This is a genomic window from Pseudarthrobacter sp. MDT3-1, assembly GCF_054510755.1.
The window spans coordinates 237,974-259,575 of record NZ_JBTNDX010000003.1 but is presented as its reverse complement, the minus strand read 5'-3'; the positions used below and the strand labels follow the sequence as shown (position 1 = coordinate 259,575).

The following is a 21,602-nucleotide window of genomic DNA, read 5'->3' as shown; positions in this document are numbered from 1 at the left end:
AGACTGTTAGCACTTAGGCATGTCGAGTGCTAACCCTGCAGTGACCACGGATGGAGGTGGAATATGAGCGAGCCGCGCAAACTCGAAGTACTGCGCGCCATCGTGGAGGACTATGTGCACTCCCGCGAGCCAGTAGGTTCAAAAGCGCTCGTGGAACGCCACCACCTCGGCGTGTCCAGTGCCACCATCCGCAACGACATGGCGGCCTTGGAAGACGACGGCCTGATCACGGCCCCGCACACCAGCGCCGGACGGATCCCCACAGACAAAGGCTATCGGCTGTTTGTGGACCAGATTTCAGCGGTAAAGCCGCTTTCCCATGCGGAACGGCGTGCAATCCAGTCGCTGCTGGAGGGCGCCGACGATCTGGACGACGTCCTTGACAGGACCGTCAGGATGCTGTCGCAGCTGACCAACCAGGTCGCCGTAGTGCAGTATCCGCATCTGAGCCGCGCCACCATCCGCCACATCGAATTCGTCCTGCTCGCGCCCCGGCAGGTCCTGGTGGTCCTCATCGCCACCACCGGCAAGGTCGAGCAGCGCGTGATCGACATCGGCCAGGACCTCGGCGACGACGCCATCGCCGCGCTGCGGTCACACTTCCTCGGATCACTCGCGGGCATCTCGCTGAGCCGGCTGACCCCCTCGCTGCCGGGAGTCGTTTTGTCCGTCAGCCCGGGCCAGCGCGCGGCGGCCCAGGCCTTGGCCCACGGGCTGGAAACGCTCGCCCACAGCAGCCGGGAGGAACGCATGGTCATGGCCGGAACGGCGAACCTCGCCCGCTCCAATGTGGATTTTCCGCTCAGTATCGGGCCGGTCCTGGAAGCGCTCGAGGAGCAGGTTGTCCTGCTGCGCCTCCTGAGCGACATGGCGCAGGATCCGAGGGGCGTGGCAGTCAGCATCGGGCGTGAAAACCCGTACGACGGGCTCGCGGAAGCCTCCGTGGTGGCCACGGGCTACGGACCAGACAGCACTGCCAAGATCGGTGTGCTCGGCCCTACGCGGATGGACTATCCCACCACCATGGCCGCCGTCAGGGCAGTAGCCCGTTACCTTTCAAGAATTCTGGGTCCGTAACAGCACCGCGGTCCAGGCACGAAGAGCAGTGCCGGCAGCCCGGCTGCCGGCAGTACAACAAGGAAGAGATACGAACTTTGAGCAGCCACTACGACGTCCTCGGAGTCTCGCCGGAAGCCACCGGGGAAGAGATCAAGAAGGCCTACCGCAAGCTGGCCCGCACTCTTCACCCGGACGTAAACCCCGGGGACGATGCATCGGACCGCTTCAAGGCCGTGACCCATGCCTACGAGGTACTTTCGGACCCGCAGAAGCGCCGGATCTATGACACCACCGGCAATGAGAACGGCACCGACAACGGGTTCGGCGGCGGCGGATACTCCGGCCAGGGCTTCGCGTTCCAGGACATCTTCGACACGTTCTTCGGGGCCGGCGGCACCTCCGGCCCCGCGTCCCGGGTCCGCCGCGGCCAGGACGCGCTGATCAGTGTACGGATCGAACTCCGCGATGCCGTGTTCGGCGTCAACCGGAAACTCGAAGTGGACACAGCCGTCACCTGCCCCACCTGCAACGGGTCATGCTGCCGCGAAGGCAGCCACCCTGTGCGCTGCGATATCTGCGGCGGCAGCGGCCAGGTCCAGCGGGCGGTTCGCTCCATCCTGGGCCAGGTCATGACGGCGGCCCCGTGTGGCAGCTGCGAAGGCTTCGGGACGGTCATCAAGGACCCCTGCAACGAATGCAGCGGCCAAGGCCGCATCCGCAGCCGGCGGTCGCTCACCATCAAGGTGCCGGCCGGTGTTGCCACAGGCACCCGGATCCAGCTCTCCGGGCAGGGCGAAGCAGGCCCGGCCGGCGGACCGTCCGGGGACCTGTACGTGGAACTCCGGGTCAACAACGACGCCACCTACGCGCGCGACGGTGACGACCTGCACGCAACGCTGCACATCCCGATGACTGCCGCCGCCCTGGGCACCGAGCTGTCACTGGAAACCTTTGACGGGCTGCAGGAAATCGACGTCAAGGCAGGGACGCAGTCCGGAGAGATCATCACGCTCCGTGGACTCGGCGTGACGCACCTGCGCGGTTACGGCCGCGGGGACCTGATGGTCCATCTGCAGGTGGAGACGCCGGCCAAGCTCGATGCCGCGCAGGAGGATCTCCTGCGGCAGCTGGCGAAGCTGCGGGGCGAGCAGTTCACGGAAGGCAAGCTGGCTGCCAGCGGCGGCGTCTTTGCCAAGCTGCGGGACCGGTTCGGTAACCTGTAACGGTGAGCAATCCCGTTTTCTTCAGCGGTGCCGGGTCGCTGGACGAGCTGGTGCCCGGTGCCCGTTTTGTCCTTCAAGGGCCGGAGGCACGCCACGCCGTGACCGTAAAACGGCTATCTCCCGGAGAAGCAGTGGACATTGCCGACGGCGCCGGAAAGCGGCTGACAGGAACTGTTGTCTCGGCGTCGCCCGCGGAGCTCACCGTGGAATGCTCCGCCCTCGTGGTGGAGGACCGGCCCGATATCCGGCTGGTGCTGGTGCAGGCCCTGGCCAAGGGGGACCGCGATGAAATGGCCGTGGAAACGGCAACCGAACTCGGGATCGATGCCGTAGTTCCCTGGCAGTCCGAGCGATCAATTGTCCGCTGGAAGGGTGAGCGCGCGGCCAAGGCCCACGCAAAATGGCAGTCCGTGGTCACTGCCGCCGCCAAGCAGGCACGCCGCGCCTGGATCCCCGAGGTGCGCGCCGCCGTCGAAACGCCAGGCCTTGGGGCGGCCGTGGCGGCAGCGGATCTGGCCGTAATCCTGCACGAAGACGCGGTCCGGCCGCTCCGGTCTGTCCTGGAAGCATGGCAGGGCAACCAGGCTGGCGCCGGACCCCTGGAAATTCTGCTCATCGTTGGCCCGGAAGGCGGAATCAGTCCTCGCGAAGTCACCCGGCTTTGCGACGCCGGCGCCGTGACGGCGCTCCTGGGACACCACGTCCTGAGGTCATCCACGGCCGGACCGGCAGCGGTTGTTCTGGCGAGCGATGTACTGGGACGCTGGACAGCCCCGGTATCCTGAGGCCGCCTGCTGCGCATGCTGCTACCGGACGTTGAAGTTCCGCGTATCCACATTCAGCTCCTGGCTGGTGCCGGCCGCATCCACCTGCGAAACGCGGAGCTCGTAACTCCCCGAGGACAGGCTAAGGGCAAGCGTAAAGACTCCGGACTGGGCGGCTTCGGCAGCTGCAGTGGTCTCCCCGGTCAGGTAGGGCGCCTTGTTCCCGTTCGCTTCGGCCCGCAGGATCTGCCAGCGGAGCTTACCGCCCGGAACGGTGCTGCGGCCGGTGATCTTGACGCTTCCGCCGGCCAAATCAGTCCCTTCCTGCGGATCGATGATCCACACGGGCGCCACCATTCCGGCAGCTCGGGACATGGGGTCGCCAAGCTGGACGTGGTCGAAGGCAACGTAATCGGTGTGGCTATCCACCAGGATCCTGACCTGGATCTGCTGGCCGGAATCGATCAGGCCGGAACTCGCAGCCGCTGCCGTAGCGGTAAAGACCAGCTGCTGAATGGCGCGGCCGGCCATGTCGGCGTCGAGATTGCTGTTAAAGGCATCCTCCGAGACGTCGACGGTAATGACGTTCTTGCCGGAGATGGACGAGGCGAGTTTCTCGGGATCCTGCCAAGGCGTGAAGAAATCCGGGTCCAGCGGCTTCTCGGACATCATGGCCCGCAGGGCGCGGGTCACTGGATTCTCCTGCTCCGGCACGTCCCGGAACTCCCGGTATAGGAACACGTTGCTGTTGCTTCGGCCAATCCAGTAGACCGGTGCCTTATTCGAGGACTGTGTAGTTTCCAGGGGCGCACTGGTGGAAGGTGCTCCGGGGGAGCCGGTGGCGGCAGCACTGGAGTTTGCCGTCAGGTTGGGCTCAGGGCTGGGTTCCGCGATACAACCGGTGAGAAGGAGGAATGCTGGCAGCAGGCCCAGGAAACGTTGCGGACGAAAACGCGGCGCGACGCGTTTGGAAGTGAGGGGGGTAGCTGTTTCCGGCATTCTCGTGGCCCTGTCCTTCCTGGCGGTGAAATGGTGAGGCCTGGGCCTCGGGAGCCGGTCCCCCCGACGGCCTTGATTTCCAGCATCGCATAGCCAGCCCCGCCAAAAGGACCGAATACGGGCGGGCGGCGCAACTGCAACGGGAACGATATGAGCCCGATATGAAGTTGATACCTAATGACGCCGACCGTCCCGCAGTAGGCCGGTGACGGGAGCCCTTGCCGGAGACCACCGGGCGCTGCTGGGAGGCGCCGCCTGGCGTAAGATGGAAGGACTCCGCTGGCTCCGGCGTGCTCGGCAACAGCCCCGTCCACGCAGCAGTCGGCGGCATTTAAGTTTCGAACTGGAGGAGACCACGGGCCTGCGGGCCAGCACCATGACTGAATCAGCGAACGGAAAGCGCCGGCTCAATACTGAACGCGCCGCCGGAGAATTCCCCCATTCACTTCCCGGTGTTCGGACGGAGGTGGTTCTCTTCGACAACTCCGATCAGATGGTCCAATCGCTCGGCAGCCATGATGAGGCCTTGCGTTACATAGAAGAGCAGTTCCCGTCCGTTAACTTCCACGTCCGTGGAAACGAACTGTCCATGAGCGGCCCTGCCGACGAAGTTCCCCGCATCATGCGGCTGCTGCATGAAGTTCGCGGTCTCGTGGCCCGTGGCACAGTCATCAGCCCCGCGGTGTTGCAGCAGCTCGTCTCGTTGCTCCGCAGCCAGTCATTGCAGAACCCTGTGGACGTCCTCACCCATGACATCCTCTCCAGCCGGGGGAAGACCATCCGGCCCAAGACCCTGAACCAGAAGAACTACGTGGACGCGATTGACGCGAACACGGTGATCTTCGGGATTGGCCCTGCAGGTACGGGCAAGACGTACCTCGCGATGGCCAAGGCTGTCCAGGCGCTGCAGCAGAAGGAAGTCAGCCGTATTATCCTGACCAGGCCTGCCGTCGAGGCCGGCGAACGGCTGGGATTCCTGCCGGGCACCCTGAGCGACAAGATCGATCCCTACCTGCGCCCGCTGTACGACGCGTTGCACGACATGATGGACCCCGAGGCCATCCCGCGCCTGATGGCCGCCGGGACCATCGAAGTGGCGCCGCTGGCTTACATGCGGGGGCGCACGCTCAACGACGCCTTCATCATCCTGGACGAAGCGCAGAACACCACACCGGCACAGATGAAGATGTTTCTTACGCGTTTGGGCTTCGGGTCCAAAATGGTGGTCACCGGAGACGTCACCCAGGTGGACCTTCCCTTCGACACACGCTCAGGTCTGCGGATCGTGGAGGAGATCCTGCAGGGAATCGAGGACGTGAACTTCACCATCCTGGACTCCACTGACGTGGTCCGCCACCGTCTTGTGGGTGACATCGTGCGTGCCTACAGTCTCTGGGACGATCTCCAGCGGAACAAGGTGAAACACTCGGTGAGCCGGGAAAAGCGGGGGGAAAACGCGTGAGCATTGAGGTCAACAACGAGTCCGGCATCCAGGTTGATGAAGCGGAGCTTGTGTCACTGTCCCGGTACGTTTTCGAACAGCTGTATATCCACCCGCAGGCTGAACTCTCCATCCTCCTGGTGGATGAACCAGCCATGGAAAAGCTCCACATCGAGCTTATGGACGAGCCGGGATCCACAGACGTGCTCTCGGTCCCCATGGACGAACTGACCCCCGGTACACCGGACCGGCCCACCCCGCAAGGGATGCTGGGTGACATTGCCGTGTGCCCCCAGGTCGCGCAGGTTCAGGCCGTCAACGCAGGGCACTCCCTGCAGGATGAAATGTTGCTCCTGACTACGCACGGGATCCTCCACCTGCTCGGCTATGACCATGCAGAGCCCGAGGAAAAGGAAGAAATGTTCGGCCTCCAGCGCCAGCTGCTTTCCGGCTTCACCGGCAAAGAAGCACCTGCCGAGACCACGCAGTGACGCCCCTGCTCCTTGTCGGCATGGCCCTGGCGTTCCTCGGTACCGCTGCACTCTTGACCGCAGCCGAGGCCGCGTTCACGTTCCTTTCCCGGCATGACGCCGAAGACGCCCTGCTGAAAAGCCGCGGAAACGCCATGAAGCGCATCCTGGCCCAGCCGGTGGCGCACATCCGGGCCTTGCGGTTCTGGCGGGTCTGGTTCGAGATGGCTTCAGCCGTAGCGGTGGCCGTCCTGCTCCACAGCCTGCTGGACAACGTCTGGCTGGCCGGGCTGGCCGCCACCGGAATCATGGCCCTGCTCGGCTTCGTCATCGTCGGCGTTTCCCCACGGCAGCTCGGCAGGCTCCATTCGGCCGCAGTCGTCCGCTCCACAGCACCGCTGATCAGGTACCTGACGTGGGTCCTCGGACCCATCCCGGGGTGGCTCGTGGCGCTGGGCAGTGCCGCCGCTCCCGGCGCTCCGGCGGGTGATGACGCGTTCTTCAGCGAACAGGAATTCCGCGAACTTGTGGACCGCGCATCCGAATCGGACATGATCGAAGACACCGAAGCTGAAATGATCCAATCAGTCTTTGACTTCGGCGACACCCTGGTGCGCGCCGTGATGGTGCCCCGGACGGATATCCTCAGCATCGACGCCGGCTCCAGCCTCAGGCGGGCCATGTCAATGTTCCTGCGGTCGGGCTATTCGCGGATCCCCGTTATCCGCGACAACACGGACCAGATCCTCGGAATCGTCTACCTCAAGGACGTTGCGGCGACGCTCCATGAGCTCGGACCCGACGACGAACAGCCCCCGGTCGAAGCCCTGGCCCGCGAGGTCCGGTATGTCCCGGAGTCGAAGCCGGTGAGCGATCTGCTGCGGGAACTGCAGAAGGAGTCAACACACGTTGCCATCGTGATCGACGAATACGGCGGCACGGCCGGCCTTGTCACCCTGGAGGACCTCATCGAGGAAATTGTCGGCGAAATCGTGGACGAGTATGACACCGAAAGCGCCGAGGCCGTGGCCTTGGGCGGCGGTTCCTACCGGGTGAGCGCCCGGATGAGCATCGACGACCTCGGCGAACTGTTCGACATAGAGCTCGACGACGACGAGGTTGACACCGTGGGCGGGCTGCTGGCCAAGGCCCTGGGCCGCGTTCCCATTGTGGGCAGCCGCGTGGTGGTGGGCGGCATCTCGCTGCTCGCCGAACGGCTCGAGGGCCGCCGCAACCGCGTCAGCCACATCATTGCCTCGGCAGTACCAAAAGCAGACACTGACCTTGAAGACCTCCTCGAAGAGGCGAAAGCAACCCAGCAGGGAGTTCCACGTGAGCAAGAAAAGTAATCGTCCGGCCAACCCGGATTCGGCCGCAAAAGACTTCGGCGGCTACAGGGCAGGCTTTGCGGTCCTCGTGGGGCGGCCTAACGCAGGAAAATCAACCCTGACGAACGCACTGGTGGGCCAGAAGGTGGCGATCACCTCCGCAAAGCCGCAGACCACGCGCCACACCATCCGGGGGATCGTGCACCGCGATGACGCCCAGCTGATCCTGGTGGATACCCCGGGCCTGCACCGCCCCCGCACGCTGCTGGGAAAGCGGCTGAACGAACTCGTCGCCGACACCCTCGCCGAGGTCGACGCGATCGGCTTCTGCCTGCCCGCCAACGAGAAAATCGGCCCGGGCGACAAGTACATCGCCGCCCAGCTCGCCGCCATCGGCAACAAGCCGGTCATCGCGATCGTCACCAAGGCGGACACAGTGGACCGGCAGGCGCTCACCGAGCAGTTGCTCGCCGTCGCAGCACTGGGCCGGGATGTCGTCGGCGAGGACGGCTGGAAGGACATCGTCCCGGTCTCCGCCACCGACGGCTTCCAGGTGGACACCCTCGCAGACGTCCTGATCAGCCACATGCCGGCGTCGCCGCCCCTTTATCCGGACGGTCACCTGACGGACGAGCCCGAAGCCGTGATGATCGCCGAGCTCATCCGGGAAGCTGCCCTCGAAGGCGTCCGCGACGAACTGCCCCACTCCCTGGCCGTCGTCGTCGATGAGATTGTTCCGCGTGAGGGCCGGCCCGAAGACAGGCCCTTCCTCGACGTCCGGGTTAATCTCTATGTGGAACGTTCGTCCCAGAAGGCCATCATCATCGGCAAGGGCGGTGCACGGCTCCGGGAAGTCGGCACCAACGCACGCAAGGGGATCGAGGCGCTGCTCGGTGCCCGCATCTACCTTGACCTGCATGTGAAGGTGGCCAAGGACTGGCAGCGCGACCCGAAGCAGCTGGTCAAGCTCGGCTTCTGACGCTGCCCCTTTCGCTTTACCCGGCCGGTCGTCGGGAAGTTCCCAGACTGGGCAACTAAAATAGGCCGGATTCAATTTTTTCGAGGAAGGTACACCACACATGGGGCGAGGCCGCGACAATCGCGAGTACGGAGCTGACGCGTCAGCCGGGACCGGTCCGGTGTCCCGCCACGCTGATGCCACCGCCGTCGGCGTTGCCCGGCATCTCGGATCCCGGAGCCGGATGCCGGCCTGGCTGAAGGTGACCACTGCGGTGGTCACCATCCTGGTTGTCGGCGGTCTTGGCTACGCAGGCTACTGGTATTTGCGGTTTCAGTCGAACATCACCACGGCACCGCTGAACGCCGGTGGCGCGGCGAACCCATCGGACGACAAATCGGGCCGGATGCAGATCCTGATCCTTGGCTCTGATACCAGGGACGGCGCAAACGCGGAGTACGGCGCCGTGGAGGACTCAACAGGTTACGGCAAATCCGACGTCATGATGCTGATGGACGTATCGGCCGACAACAAGCGCGTCAGCGTCATCAGCTTCCCCCGGGACCTGCTGGTCGATATTCCGGAGTGCACCGACCAGAAGACCAAGCGGACGTATCCTGCCCGCAGCGGTGTCATGATCAACGAGGCCATGAATGAAGCCGGCATCGGCTGCGCCGTAGACACCGTCAACAAGCTGACTGGCATGGAGATCGATCACTTTATGATGGCGGACTTCACCGCAGTGAAGGAACTCTCCAACACGGTGGGCGGCGTTGACGTGTGCATCAGTGACGCGGTCTATGATCCTGACTCCCGGCTGCGCCTGCCGAAGGGCACATCCGCCGTTCAGGGCGAAATGGCTCTTGCCTTCCTGCGGACCCGTCATGCCTTTGCTGACGGCGGCGACCTGGGCCGGATCAGGGCACAGCAGGGATTCCTTTCCTCCCTCACGCGCAAGATCAAGGACGACGGCACACTGTCTGACCCCTCTAAGATGCTGACCATTGCCGATGTTGTGACCAAGAACCTCACGGTGGATGAGGGGCTGGCCTCCGTGCCGTCGCTCGTGAGTATCGGTAGCCGGCTCAAGGACATCGATATCAGCAAGGTGGCGTTTGTGGCCGTGCCCACCACGCCGGCAGTCACGGACATCAACCGCCTGCAGATTGCCGAGCCCGCAGGGTCCCAGCTCTTTGCGGCCCTCCGCGAGGACGTGGACCTCACGGATCCGACAGCACCCACAACGCCGTCCCCGGCGCCGACGGAAACAACAACCACCCCAACAGAAACAGCCCCGGCGGTGCCGCCGTATGACAAGGCGCTGCAACCAGTCACCGTGGCCAACGGCAGCGGCGTCCCGGGACGCGCCCAGGAAATCGTGCAGGCGTTGATCACCGGCGGCTTCACCCAATCCGGGCCGTTTGAAGCCACGGCGGTGGCGCAGAGCGTTGTCTACTACGGTACGGAATTCGACGACGTCGCAGCTGACGTGGCTGCGATGCTGGGGATCCCGGCCGCGCAGGTCCAGTTGGCACCTCGCGTCGCGGGAGTCCAGGTCTACCTTGGAACTGACTTCACCACCGGGGCAACCTACGGAGCCGGTGCTGGTGGCGCCCTGCCCGAGGACATCGTCAACCAGACAGCCGGCGATACCGTGTGCCAGCAGGCCAACCCTGTGCTGATCGTCCAGGACTGACGGCCGCACCACAGAAGACAGCACCTCAGAAGACAGCACCTCAGTAGACACACAAGAGGCGGGGCCAGACGGCCCCACCTCTTGTGTGTCCTGGAGAGTGATTACCAGATGCTGACGCGAGCGTCCTGCGGCATCCACATGCCATCCTGGTCGGTCACGCTAAAGGCCTCATGGAAGGCGTCCAGGTTCTTGGCGATGGCGTTGGTCCTGAACTCGTTGGGGGAGTGGGGATCCGTGGCGAGCCTCCTGATGGCCTCTTCGGACCGGATCACCTGCCGCCAGCCGGCTGCCCAGGACGCGAAGAACCGCTGCTGCCCCGTCAGTCCGTCCAGAACTTCCGGTTCCTTGCCGTCAAGGCTGAGCAGGTAAGCCTTGTAGGCGATGGTCAGGCCACCGAGGTCGCCGATGTTCTCCCCGAGCGTCAGCTTGCCGTTGACGTTGTGCCCCGGCGCCGCATACGGGGACAACTCGTCGTACTGTGCCACCAGCTTGGCTGTGAGCTTCTCAAAGGCCGTCCGGTCATCCTCGGTCCACCAGTTCCGCAGCGCGCCGCCGCCGTCGAACTGCGACCCCTGGTCATCAAAACCGTGGCCGATCTCGTGGCCGATCACCGCTCCAATGCCACCGTAATTAACGGCGTCGTCGGCGTCGGCTGTGAAGAACGGTGGCTGCAGGATAGCGGCAGGGAAGACGATCTCGTTGAGCATCGGGTGGTAGTACGCGTTGACCGTCTGCGGTGTCATGAGCCACTTGTTAAGGTCCACGGGTTTGCCCACCTCATCCAGATGGCGGTCGACGTCGGCATTGTGGGCCCGCTCAACGTTCCCCAGAAGGTCCAGCGGGTCGATTTCCACAGCTGAGTAATCGATCCACTTGTCGGGGTAGCCGATCTTGGCGCGGAAGGCCTCCAGTTTCCGCAGCGCCTCGGCCTTTGTTTCCTCACCCATCCAGGCAAGACCGGTGATGGACTGCCGGTAGGCCTCGATCAGGTTGGCCACCAGGGTCTGCATGCGGGCCTTGTGGGTTTCGGGGAAGTGCTTCGAGACGTAGATCTGCCCAACGGCCTCACCGAGTGCAGCTTCGACGACGGCGACGGCCCGCTTCCAGCGGTCCTTGTTCCGGGGCGTGCCGCTGATGGTTGTACCGTAGAAGGCAAAATTGGCATCCACGAACTCGGAGGACAGGTACGGCGCGGCGCCGTTGACGACCCGCAGGGCCAGCCACTCCTGCCACACGGAGAGCGGTTCGGACTCCAGCAGGCCGGCGGCCCCGCTGAAGAAGTCCGGTGTGCTTACTACGATCTCGTTGCGCTTGTCGGCGTCGATCCCGGCAGCTTCGAACCAGGTGTTAAGGAGCGGGAACAGGGTGGCCGCTTCCTCAGCGGACTTGAGGTTATAGGTCTTCTGCGGGTCGCGCAGCGTGACGTTGTCCCAGTGGTGGGATGCGAGGCTGGTTTCGAGCGCAACGACGCGTGCGGCCGCAGGCTCCGGATCGGCCACTCCGGCCAGACTGAACATGGTCCTGACATGCTCGCCATAGGCCTTGACCATGGGGGCGAACTTCTCTTCCCGGTAGTAGGACTCGTCCGGCAGTCCCAGGCCGCCCTGGCCGGTGTAGAGCAGGATGCGGTCCGGGTTGCCAGCGTCCGGAGCCGGGTAGATATAGAAGAGGCCGGACACGTCTGACCGGAACAGCCGCCCGGCCAGGGCCACGAGATCAGCAACCGTGGTGGTGGCAAATACCTCGGCAAGCCGCCCGCGGATGGGCTCCATGCCTTTGGCCTCCACTGTGGCTTCGTCCATGAAGCTGTTGTAGAGCTCGCCCACTTTCCGTTCTATCCCGCTGGCGGCTTCACCCTTGGCAGCTGCTTCCTCGATGATGTCCCGGACCGCGATCTCCGCTCCGTCGCGCAGCGCGGTGAAAGTTCCCTCGAGTGGCCGGTCATCCGGAATTTCCGTGGCCTTGAGCCAGGACCCGTTCACGTGCTGGTACAGGTCATCCTGCGGCCTGACGGTGTGGTCAATGTTGGACAGATCGATCCCCGAGATGGGCACAGATGCTCCTTCGTGTGACGTGCCGCGGCCGGCGCTGGCACCGGCGCGGCGTCTGCATGTTGGACGATAAGGACGGTGGTGCCCTCTCATCTTACGCACGCGTGCTACCCTCAAATGGTGCGCGCAGAGCTCCTTCTTCTTAGCTGCCGCGGCGAGGCCTCAGACGCGATTTAGCGCAAGGCCCACCCTCGTCGCGGAGTTTGTGTTGCCCGGCCACCTTTCAGATAAGAACCACAGAAAAGGCCCCGATACTAATGCGAAACGCACAGAAGTCCTCCGGAATGCCAGCCCACCGCTACCGTCCTTTCCAGGATCAGATCACCGTTGAACTGCCTGACCGCACGTGGCCGGACAAGGTCATCACCAAGGCCCCGCGCTGGTGCGCTGTGGATCTGCGTGACGGCAACCAGGCGCTGATCGACCCGATGAGCCCGGCCCGCAAGATGAAGATGTTCGATCTGCTGGTCCGCATGGGTTACAAGGAAATTGAAGTCGGCTTCCCTTCTGCCTCGCAGACCGATTTCGACTTCGTCCGCCAGCTCATCGTCGGCAACCACATCCCGGACGATGTCACCATCCAGGTCCTCACCCAGGCCCGCGAGCACCTGATCGAGCGGACGTACGAGTCCCTGGTCGGCGCCAAGCAGGCGATTGTCCACCTGTACAACTCAACGTCCGTCCTGCAGCGCCGTGTGGTGTTCAACCAGGACCAGGACGGCATCCTCGACATCGCGCTCCAGGGCGCCAGACTGTGCAAGAAGTATGAGGAAACCCTCGTTGACACGCACGTCACCTATGAATACTCGCCGGAGTCGTTCACCGGAACTGAACTGGACTATGCCGTCCGGGTCTGCAACGCCATCGCCGACGTTTTCGAGGCATCCGCCGACAGCCAGGTCATCATCAACCTGCCTGCCACCGTGGAAATGGCCACTCCGAACGTGTACGCCGATTCCATTGAGTGGATGAGCCGGAACCTGCACCCGCGTGAAGGCATCATCCTGTCCCTGCACCCGCACAATGACCGGGGTACCGGCGTGGCCGCCGCCGAACTGGGGTACCTGGCCGGCGCGGACCGGATTGAGGGCTGCCTGTTCGGCAACGGCGAGCGAACCGGCAACGTGGACCTCGTCACCCTGGGCCTGAACATGTTCGTCCAGGGCATCGATCCCATGATCGACTTCTCCGACATCGACGAGATCCGGCGCACCGTGGAGTACTGCAACCAGCTCCCCGTCGCCGAGCGTTCCCCCTACGGCGGCGACCTCGTCTTCACCGCTTTCTCAGGCTCGCACCAGGACGCCATCAAGAAGGGTTTCGAGGCGCTGGAGAAGGATGCTGCCGCCGCTGGCAAGGACGTCGCGGACTTCACCTGGCAGGTCCCGTACCTGCCCGTTGACCCCAAGGACCTGGGCCGCAGCTACGAGGCCGTCATCCGCGTCAACTCGCAGTCCGGCAAGGGTGGCGTGGCCTACCTGCTCAAGAACGAACACAGCCTGGACCTGCCGCGCCGCGCCCAGATGGAATTCTCCGGCGTCATCCAGAAGAAGACCGATACCGTGGGCGGCGAAGTCAGCGGCGCTCAGTTGTGGCAGCACTTCCAGGACGAGTACCTGCCCTCCAGCCAGGCGGAGGGCCAGTGGGGCCGTTACTCACTCGGTTCCGTCAGCACCGAAACGGATGACGATGGCGGGATGACCCTGCACGCCTCGCTCACCGTTGACGGTGTCCAGGCCCGTCGCACGGGCACCGGAAACGGGCCCATCGCCGCGCTGTTGAGCATCCTGCGCGAGGACGGCGTGGATGTCCGGGTGCTGGACTACAGCGAGCATGCCCTTTCGGAAGGCGGCAGCGCCATGGCCGCAGCCTACGTCGAGTGTGCCGTGGGGGAGCGGGTCCTGTGGGGCGTCGGTATTGATGCAAACACCAGCATGTCCTCGCTCAAGGCCGTCATTTCCGCAGTCAACCGTGCCATCCGGGATTCCCGGGCCTGATTCGGAACACGTTGCGCGCCGGGGTTCCCGGCGCGCAACGCACCGGCATTGCCGGCTTTCCGGAACTCAGTGCGAAGATTAACCGTGGTCCAACAATCCTTTGCTGCCCGGTCCTACCGGGATGACGCCGTGGTGCTCCGTACCCACAAGCTGGGCGAGGCTGACCGCATCATCACGCTGCTGACCAAGCACCACGGCCAGATCCGCGCCGTCGCGAAGGGTGTGCGGCGGACCAGCAGCAAGTTTGGGGCGCGGCTGGAGCCGTTTATGGTTGCCGACCTGCAGCTGGTCTCCGGAAAGACACTGGACATCGTCACGCAGGCTGTTGCCAAGGGCGCATACGGCAGCAACATCGCCGCAGACTATGGCCGCTACACCGTTGCAGCTGCCATGACCGAAACTGCGGAGAAACTGACCGACGTCGACGGCGAAGCCGGCACCGCTCAGTACAACCTGTTGGTGGGTGCGCTGGCATCGCTGAGCCGGGCCGAACACGCGCCCGGACTGATCCTCGATTCGTATCTCCTGCGCGCCCTTGCCACCGGCGGCTGGGCGCCGAGTTTTACCGACTGTGCCCGCTGCGCCCGGCCCGGCCCCCATACGGCGTTTTCGGCTCCGCTCGGCGGCATGGTCTGCGCTGACTGCAGGCCACCGGGTTCGCCCGCGCCGGCGGCGGAGACCGTCGTTCTGCTGGGTGCCTTGCTGACCGGGGACTGGACGACGGCGGACGGTTCGCAGGTGCCGCACCGCCGGGAAGCTGCGGGGCTGGTGGCCGCATACCTGCAATGGCACCTTGAACGTGTCCTGAAATCCCTCAAACATGTGGAGCGTGGCTGACAGTGGCCTTGGGAAAAAAGAAGAGTCCTTCGCGGCAACGGACCACCCCTGTGGTGGCACCGTATCCGCACCCTTCAGGCGCGGTTGCCCCGGCGATCCCCGCCGAATTCGTCCCCCGCCATGTCGCTATTGTGATGGACGGCAACGGCCGTTGGGCCAACCAGCGGGGCCTGCCGCGGATCGAGGGTCACAAAGCCGGCGAGCCAGCCCTGCTGGATGTGGTGGCGGGCGCTATCGAGCTGGGCATCGAGTTCGTGAGCGTCTATGCGTTTTCCACCGAAAACTGGCGCCGCTCACCCGAAGAAGTCCGTTTCCTGATGGGTTTTAACAAGGACGTGCTACGAAGGCAGCGGAATCAGCTGGACGACTGGGGTGTCCGTGTCCGGTGGTCCGGCCGGCGTCCCAAGCTGTGGGGCTCGGTGATCCGCGAACTTGAAGAGGCCGAGGAATTTACGGCGGGCAACAGCACCTGCACGTTGACCATGTGTGTTAATTACGGCGGCCGGGCGGAAATCACAGACGCAGTATCGGCCATTGCCGTCGAGGTTGCCGAAGGCCGGCTCAAGCCCGGTGCCATCACCGAGAAAACCATCCAGAAGTTCCTGGACGAACCTGACCTGCCGGACGTTGACCTTTTCCTGCGGAGTTCGGGGGAGCAGCGGCTCTCCAACTTCCTGCTGTGGCAGTCGGCGTACGCTGAGTTCGTCTTTATGGACACGCTGTGGCCCGACGTCGACCGGCGGACGCTGTGGGACGCCGTCGAAATCTACGCCCAGCGGGACCGGCGCTACGGCGGCGCCGTCGACGCCGCGCCCGGTTCAGCCGTACCGTAACCCCGGAGCCAGCGTGCGAGCCGCGCATAGGCGTCTGCCCGCACTTTGGCAGGGGACAGGAAGACGTCGTGGAGCGCGCCGTCGATCCGTTCCACCGTGACGCTGCGCCCCAGTGTCAGGGCGCGGAGGGCGATGATGTTGACGTCCAGTACCGCGTCGGTGCGCCGCATTTCCTCGGACCAGAACGGCCCGGTGGCGCTTCCCCGGGACAGCAGCACCAGGATGGGTATGTCGATGTTCAGGCCACGGGCCACCTTGGTGTGGCCGGCCAGGATGGCGCTGAGCCAGCCCGCGCGGAGCGGAAATGCCATCGGCGGACGGAACCTGTCGTCAAGCGGCCACTCGCCGTCGGCTGAACTGCTGATGGTCCGCCAATAGAACCCCCGCTCGGGCAGTCGCAGGACAGCCTCCGGCCGGAACCGCGCCACGGGTCCCACCATCGTGGACGCAGCACGGCGGACCAGCGAGCTGCCGTGCATCTCCAGCCAGGGACTGTTTAGCACCAGCTGGGAGGCCGCTCCGGGGTGGTTGCTGACCCAGAGGGCGGCCACCAGGCCGCCGGTGGAGTGGCCCATCAGCGTGAGGGAGGCCTTGCCTTCCAGTTCCGGCGTGTGCGTGTCGGCCCGGATGATGGCGATGGCCGCTTCGATCTCGGCGTCATAGTCCGCCAGGTTCGCCACGTAGCCGCCCGGCGTTTCCGGGCGCAGGCTGCGGCCGTGGTTGTGCATGTCGAGGGCGTAGAACTTGTAGCCGCTGTGTGTCCAAAACTGCGCCAGGTCCACATTGAAGAAGTAGTCGCTCCAACCATGGAGGAACAGCACTGTCCGGCGCCGGCCGATGGCTGCCGGTTCCTTCGCCGGACGGAAGCGCACCAGCGTGGCGGTGCGCTGGACGCCGTCTTCGCCCCCGGCCTCGAAGGTGCAGGCTTCGAAACCAGCACCGAGGATATCTGGCTGCCACCTCATGGCTTTATGCTAGCCGGAGCCGCATGTATGGCGGCCCGGTTTGGTCTGGACCGTCCGAGACGGAAAACTAGAGCCATGCGCGTATATCCGACATTCTTCAGGCTGGCCTTTTCGTGGATGGACGCGGAACGCGCCCACAAGATCGGATTCAAGGGAATCAAACTTGCCCATACTTCCGGCGCAGGACGGCTGCTGCACCGGTTCACGGCACCCGCGGCCTCACTGCAGACTTCTGCCTTTGGGCTGACCTTCCCATCCCCGTTCGGTCTCGCAGCCGGGTTCGACAAGGAGGGATTCGGCATCGAGGCCCTCACCGAACTTGGCTTTGGCCATGTCGAAGTAGGGACCATCACCGGGCAGGCGCAGCCGGGCAACGAGAAGCCGCGCCTTTTCAGGCTGATCGAGGACCGGGCTGTCATTAACCGGATGGGGTTCAACAACGATGGCGCGGCCGCCGTCGAACCGCGCCTCAAAGCGGCACGCGCCGCCCTGCAGCGCCGGCACCCTGACGTGCGCCCCGTGATCGGGGTGAACATCGGCAAGAGCAAGGTGGTGGAACTCGACGACGCCGCGGCCGATTACCTGATCAGCGCCCGGAACCTGGCGCCGGCCGCGGACTACTTGGTAGTCAATGTCAGCTCACCCAACACGCCCGGCCTGCGCCTTCTCCAGGATGTCCAGACACTGCGCCCGCTGCTGACCGCGGTGGGGGACGAGGCGGACAAGGCGGCAGGCCGGCACGTCCCGCTGCTGGTCAAGATCGCACCGGACCTCAGCGATGAGGACATCGACGACGTCGCCAAGCTGGCCCTGGACCTTAAGCTGGACGGCATTATCGCCACCAACACCACGATCGGGCGTGAGGGGCTGGCGTCGCCGGCTGAGAAAGTGGTCGAATGCGGCGCCGGGGGCCTGTCCGGGGCACCGCTGAAGCAGCGTTCATTGGAAGTCCTTCGCCGGCTCAAGGAGGCCACCGGGGGCGCGATCACGCTGGTGGCCGTCGGCGGCGTCGAGACGGCGAAAGACGTCCAGGACCGTCTGGATGCCGGGGCCACGCTGGTCCAGGGCTACACGGCCTTCCTGTACGAGGGGCCGTTCTGGGCGGCGCGGATCAACCGCGACCTGGCGAAAGCGCGACGCAACCGCTGACTCACACAACAAAACCCCGGTGGTTGGACCACCGGGGTTTTCGTTGTTTAAGGGAGGAGTGCTGCCGGGTCTAGCCCGGCCTGCACGTCAGGACGGGTATTGGCCGCGCTTCACGAGAGGCTTGGGCAGGCGCAGCTTGCGGAACTGCAGGGACCGCATCGAGCCGTACCAAACCGTGCCACGCTCAACCTCGCCGAACTTCTCGGTCAGCTTCTTGCGGAGCTGCCTGGACAGAATGAACACGTCCACAAACACGGCCAGGAACATCACCCAAAAACCGCCCAGGACATAAACCATCTGCTCGCTGGAAGCCGGAACAATGAGGGAAATGATGACAAATACCAGGGCGCCGAACATGAGGTATTCGCCCAGGCTGAAGCGCGCATCCACGTAGTCGCGGGCATAACGCTTCTGCGGACCCTTGTCGCGCAGTGGCAGGAACTTTTCATCACCTGTGTCGAGTGCCTGGCGCATTTTGGTCCGCTGGTCCTGGATGGCCTGGCGCTCAGCGGCCTTGGACGCCTTGCGGTCCTCCGGCACCAGGGGCCGTTTGCGGGCAGCCTCCTGGGCTTTGCGCTTGGGCGTGGGCGTACCCTTGCCCAACGCGGCATCCTGCCGGGCTGCCGCTTCAGCGGCCTGCTGGTCTATTGATTGCTGCGCCGTTGGCGCTTCCTTTTTACGTCCGAACACGTGAACAGAATACCTTGCGGCCCAAGGAGATTCGGCGCGGGTATTGTGTTCGCCATGACTCCCACTCCAGCAGCCAGTCCGTCCGACGCCAACACCCCCGGCCCCGGCCACCCTGCACCGGCCATCGACGCGGACGGACTCAGGCTCTCCGTGGCAGGTTCCTTCGACACAACCCTCGACCGGCTCAAGGAACTTGTGGCCATTCCCGGCATCGCCTGGCCGAGTTTCGATCCTGCGCCCTTGGAAGCCAGCGCGCAGGCCGTAGCGGAACTGCTGCGCGCCGCCGGCCTTGAGGATGTCCAGGTCCTGCGCAGTAACAAGGAGGACGGCACCCCCGGCGGACCTGCCGTCGTCGCACGTCGACGGGCGGCCGAAGGAAAGCCGACCATTCTGCTGTACGCCCACCACGACGTCCAGCCGCCGGGGGATGCGGCGCTGTGGGAAACGGAGCCTTTCGCCGCCGTCGAACGGGACGGCAGGTTGTACGGCCGTGGCGCTGCTGACGACAAGGCCGGGATCATGGTCCATGTGGCCGCCTATGCTGCAGCGACCGAGGTTACGGGTACGGAATTCGGCCTTGGTGTGACGTTCTTCTTCGAAGGTGAGGAGGAAGCTGGTTCCCCCACCTTCCGTTCCTTCCTGGAAACGCACCGGGAACTGCTGCGGGCCGAAGTGATCGTGGTGGCCGACTCCAGCAACTGGAAGGTGGGCATTCCCGCCCTGACCACCAGCCTGCGCGGCCTTGTGGACGGAACCATTGAAGTCCAGGTGCTGGAGCATGCTGTCCACTCGGGCATGTTCGGCGGACCAGTGCTGGACGCGCCAACCCTGCTGTCCCGTTTGATTGCCACCCTCCACGACGCTGACGGCAATGTGGCCATCGAAGGCCTCGTATCGAATGACAACGTCGGCGTGGAGCTCACCGAAGCGGAGTACCGTGCTGATTCCTCCGTTCTCGACGGCGTCCGGCTCGCCGGCACCGGAAGCATCGCCGCACGGCTGTGGACTAAACCCGCGCTGTCCATCATCGGCTTCGATGCGCCCGACGTGGACGTGGCCTCGAACACGCTCCTGCCCCGGGCGCGTGCCAAGTTCAGCCTGCGCCTGGCGCCCGGCCAGGATCCGGCGGCAGCGATGGTAGCCGTTCAACGCCACGTCCAGGCCAATGCGCCCTTTGGGGCGAAGGTGGTGTTCACTCCCGGGGACAGCGGAAAGTCGTTCCTCGCTGATACATCCTCCAAGGCGGCAACGCTCGCCATGTGGGCGCTGGGGGAAGCCTGGGGTGTTCCGGCGGTGGAGATGGGGATCGGCGGGTCGATTCCGTTTATTGCGGACCTGATGGACGTCTATCCGGACGTCCAGATCCTCGTGACCGGTGTTGAGGATCCCGATTCCCGTGCCCACAGTGCCAACGAGTCCCTTCACCTTGGTGATTTCAGGAACGCCGTGGTCGCCGAGGCGCTGCTGCTCGCCCGGCTGAACGCAGAAGGCCTGGCCTGAATCCCGTGTCCCTCTGATGCCGGCATTCCTCCACCGTCGGGAACAATCATTGGACAAGCTTGGTTACGTCAGGAGTTAGAGCTACACGGCTGACCGAAGTAGCATGTAGCTATAGCCCGTACCGTATCCGTAGGGGCAGGCACCGCTGACGCGGGGCCGCCAGGACCGTCCTAAGGTAGGCCAAATGAGCACCGCAACCAACGAGAACATCACCGAGACCACCAGCGCTGCCAGCGATGAACTGGCCGCACACGAGGTCAAACTGACCGACGTCGCAGCAGGCAAGGTGCGCAGCCTCCTGGAGCAGGAAGGCCGGACCGATCTCCGCCTCCGCGTTGCCGTCCAGCCCGGCGGCTGCTCCGGCCTCATTTACCAGCTGTACTTCGACGAGCGCCTCCTCGATGGAGATGCCGTCCGCGACTATGACGGCGTCGAAGTTGTGGTGGACAAGATGAGCGTGCCGTACCTCAGCGGTGCCAGCATCGACTTCGAGGACACCATCTCCAAGCAGGGCTTCACCATCGACAACCCCAATGCCGGGGGCTCCTGCGCCTGTGGTGATTCGTTCCACTGACCCGGTTCTTTCGCCCGATGCCGGCGCCTGCTTCCCGTCCGCCAAAAACGGCGCGGAGGCACGGCGCCGACATGTGGGCGAAACGCCCGGCAGAGCGGTAAGCTCTACACCGAGTAGTAAAACTTTTAGTGTGCCCGGAAGGCCCCTTGGGTGGCCGGGCAACAGCAACAAGTAGGAAGGGCCGTCTGTGAGTTCGCAGAACCGAACCGGCAGCCGACGCAAAACGATCACTTCGATCTCAGGCTTGGCAGTTGCCGGCGCGTTGGTTTTGACTGGATGTTCGCCAGAGGTAGAGAAGGGGTGGCTGCCCACCGAGCGTGGCACCACCAATCACACTGACCGGATCATGGACCTCTGGGTCAACTCATGGATTGCAGCCCTGGTTGTGGGCATCATCACGTGGGGTTTGATCGTTTGGTGCCTTGTCGCCTACCGCCGCCGCAAGGGCACCACGGGTTTCCCGCGGCAAACCAGCTTTAATCTCCCGCTGGAGGTCTTCTACCTGACCATCCCGCTGTTCATGGTCCTGGTGTTCTTCTACTTCACCGACCGCGACCAGCAGGCCATCGATGACCGCTCCAAGCCGGCCGACGTCGTTGTTGACGTCCGCGGCAAGCAGTGGGCCTGGGACTTCAACTACAAGTCCGGCGACGTCGTTACCGAGGACGTCCACGAAGCAGGAGTCCAGGCACACCTGACGGGCAACACCATCAATAAGGAAGCGCTTCCGACGCTCTACCTGCCGGTTGGAAAGTCAGTTGACCTCGAACTCAACTCCCGCGATGTCATCCACTCTTTCTGGGTCCCCGCCTTCCTGCAGAAGCGCGACATGATCCCCGGCAAGACCAACTACATCAGGTTCACCCCCACTAAAGAGGGAACCTACGACGGCAAGTGCGCCGAACTCTGCGGTGAGTACCACTCCGAAATGCTGTTCCGCGTCAAGGTTGTCTCCGAAGCCGAATTCCAGGCTCATATGGACAAGCTCAAGGCAGATGGCAACACGGGACTCATCGGCGAAGAATACGACCGCAACCCGAACCTGAACGAAATTAAGTAAGGGGAGCG

At 64.2% G+C, this 21,602-nt stretch carries 19 protein-coding genes; 15 read left to right on the top strand and 4 right to left on the bottom strand.

The window, feature by feature from the left end:
- The first annotated feature begins 63 nt into the window (after positions 1-63).
- The 3 genes from hrcA to ACX80X_RS03855 all read left to right on the top strand — a co-directional run bounded on the left by hrcA (position 64) and on the right by ACX80X_RS03855 (position 3,067).
- On the top strand, positions 64-1,077 hold the full coding sequence (hrcA, locus tag ACX80X_RS03865) for a heat-inducible transcriptional repressor HrcA (RefSeq protein ID WP_252598869.1): 1,014 nt from the start codon (positions 64-66) through the stop codon (positions 1,075-1,077).
- Positions 1,078-1,154: 77 nt separating this feature from the next.
- Positions 1,155-2,282 carry a molecular chaperone DnaJ gene (gene dnaJ, locus ACX80X_RS03860; RefSeq protein ID WP_252607985.1) on the top strand — a complete coding sequence of 376 codons (1,128 nt, stop codon included), beginning with the start codon at positions 1,155-1,157 and terminating at the stop codon, positions 2,280-2,282.
- A gap of 2 nt (positions 2,283-2,284) precedes the next feature.
- Positions 2,285-3,067 carry a 16S rRNA (uracil(1498)-N(3))-methyltransferase gene (locus tag ACX80X_RS03855; protein ID WP_252607984.1) on the top strand — a complete coding sequence of 261 codons (783 nt, stop codon included), beginning with the start codon at positions 2,285-2,287 and terminating at the stop codon, positions 3,065-3,067.
- A 21-nt stretch (positions 3,068-3,088) separates the two neighbouring features.
- Here the strand turns inward: ACX80X_RS03855 and ACX80X_RS03850 are convergent, their stop codons facing one another.
- The gene (locus ACX80X_RS03850) at positions 3,089-4,045 is read right to left on the bottom strand and encodes a GerMN domain-containing protein (RefSeq protein ID WP_252607983.1); all 957 of its coding nucleotides are present in this window, start codon (positions 4,043-4,045) and stop codon (positions 3,089-3,091) included.
- A 376-nt stretch (positions 4,046-4,421) separates the two neighbouring features.
- Here ACX80X_RS03850 and ACX80X_RS03845 point away from each other — a divergent pair, with 376 nt between their 5' ends.
- From ACX80X_RS03845 to ACX80X_RS03825, 5 genes are all read left to right on the top strand, one after another.
- On the top strand, positions 4,422-5,507 hold the full coding sequence (locus ACX80X_RS03845; protein WP_252607982.1) for a PhoH family protein: 1,086 nt from the start codon (positions 4,422-4,424) through the stop codon (positions 5,505-5,507).
- Positions 5,504-5,977, top strand: coding sequence for an rRNA maturation RNase YbeY (ybeY, locus tag ACX80X_RS03840; RefSeq protein WP_160671087.1), 474 nt, complete (start codon positions 5,504-5,506; stop codon positions 5,975-5,977). The genes ACX80X_RS03845 and ybeY overlap by 4 nt, the downstream gene beginning before the upstream one ends.
- Positions 5,974-7,305 (top strand): hemolysin family protein, encoded by a 1,332-nt coding sequence (locus ACX80X_RS03835; RefSeq protein WP_252598864.1) that lies wholly within the window; start codon positions 5,974-5,976, stop codon positions 7,303-7,305. Before ybeY ends, ACX80X_RS03835 begins: the two co-directional genes overlap by 4 nt.
- Positions 7,289-8,263, top strand: coding sequence for a GTPase Era (gene era, locus ACX80X_RS03830; RefSeq protein ID WP_459311246.1), 975 nt, complete (start codon positions 7,289-7,291; stop codon positions 8,261-8,263). The genes ACX80X_RS03835 and era overlap by 17 nt, the downstream gene beginning before the upstream one ends.
- Before the next feature lie 100 nt (positions 8,264-8,363).
- Positions 8,364-9,938 (top strand): LCP family protein, encoded by a 1,575-nt coding sequence (locus tag ACX80X_RS03825; protein WP_459311244.1) that lies wholly within the window; start codon positions 8,364-8,366, stop codon positions 9,936-9,938.
- Positions 9,939-10,039: 101 nt separating this feature from the next.
- Here the strand turns inward: ACX80X_RS03825 and ACX80X_RS03820 are convergent, their stop codons facing one another.
- Positions 10,040-11,992: a M13 family metallopeptidase gene (locus ACX80X_RS03820; protein ID WP_459311242.1), complete on the bottom strand. Its 1,953-nt coding sequence runs from the start codon at positions 11,990-11,992 to the stop codon at positions 10,040-10,042.
- A gap of 254 nt (positions 11,993-12,246) precedes the next feature.
- On the opposite strand from ACX80X_RS03820, the gene leuA reads away from it, so the two are divergent.
- The 3 genes from leuA (at position 12,247) to ACX80X_RS03805 (ending at position 15,656) form a co-directional block, all read left to right on the top strand.
- Complete coding sequence (leuA, locus tag ACX80X_RS03815; protein WP_058932427.1) at positions 12,247-13,986, top strand: 2-isopropylmalate synthase; 1,740 nt, start codon at positions 12,247-12,249, stop codon at positions 13,984-13,986.
- Between the two features lie 84 nt (positions 13,987-14,070).
- Entirely contained in the window at positions 14,071-14,823 is a 753-nt protein-coding gene (gene recO / locus ACX80X_RS03810; protein ID WP_459311240.1) for a DNA repair protein RecO, read from the top strand.
- Positions 14,824-14,825: 2 nt separating this feature from the next.
- Positions 14,826-15,656, top strand: a complete 831-nt coding sequence (locus ACX80X_RS03805; protein ID WP_459311238.1) for an isoprenyl transferase — start codon at positions 14,826-14,828, stop codon at positions 15,654-15,656.
- Here ACX80X_RS03805 and ACX80X_RS03800 read toward each other — a convergent pair.
- A complete protein-coding gene (locus ACX80X_RS03800; RefSeq protein ID WP_459311236.1) occupies positions 15,611-16,621 on the bottom strand; it encodes an alpha/beta hydrolase in 1,011 nt (336 codons plus the stop codon). The genes ACX80X_RS03805 and ACX80X_RS03800 overlap by 46 nt on opposite strands.
- A 75-nt stretch (positions 16,622-16,696) precedes the next feature.
- Here ACX80X_RS03800 and ACX80X_RS03795 point away from each other — a divergent pair, with 75 nt between their 5' ends.
- Complete coding sequence (locus ACX80X_RS03795; RefSeq protein ID WP_252607976.1) at positions 16,697-17,770, top strand: quinone-dependent dihydroorotate dehydrogenase; 1,074 nt, start codon at positions 16,697-16,699, stop codon at positions 17,768-17,770.
- Positions 17,771-17,857: 87 nt separating this feature from the next.
- Here the strand turns inward: ACX80X_RS03795 and ACX80X_RS03790 are convergent, their stop codons facing one another.
- The gene (locus ACX80X_RS03790) at positions 17,858-18,460 is read right to left on the bottom strand and encodes a DUF3043 domain-containing protein (protein ID WP_459311233.1); all 603 of its coding nucleotides are present in this window, start codon (positions 18,458-18,460) and stop codon (positions 17,858-17,860) included.
- Between the two features lie 54 nt (positions 18,461-18,514).
- Between ACX80X_RS03790 and ACX80X_RS03785 the strand changes: the two genes are divergently transcribed.
- From ACX80X_RS03785 to ctaC, 3 genes are all read left to right on the top strand, one after another.
- A complete protein-coding gene (locus tag ACX80X_RS03785) occupies positions 18,515-19,960 on the top strand; it encodes a M20/M25/M40 family metallo-hydrolase (RefSeq protein ID WP_459311231.1) in 1,446 nt (481 codons plus the stop codon).
- A gap of 184 nt (positions 19,961-20,144) precedes the next feature.
- A complete protein-coding gene (locus tag ACX80X_RS03780) occupies positions 20,145-20,534 on the top strand; it encodes a HesB/IscA family protein (RefSeq protein ID WP_056340087.1) in 390 nt (129 codons plus the stop codon).
- Positions 20,535-20,721: 187 nt separating this feature from the next.
- Positions 20,722-21,594 (top strand): aa3-type cytochrome oxidase subunit II, encoded by an 873-nt coding sequence (gene ctaC / locus ACX80X_RS03775; protein ID WP_459311229.1) that lies wholly within the window; start codon positions 20,722-20,724, stop codon positions 21,592-21,594.
- Positions 21,595-21,602 lie beyond the last annotated feature (8 nt).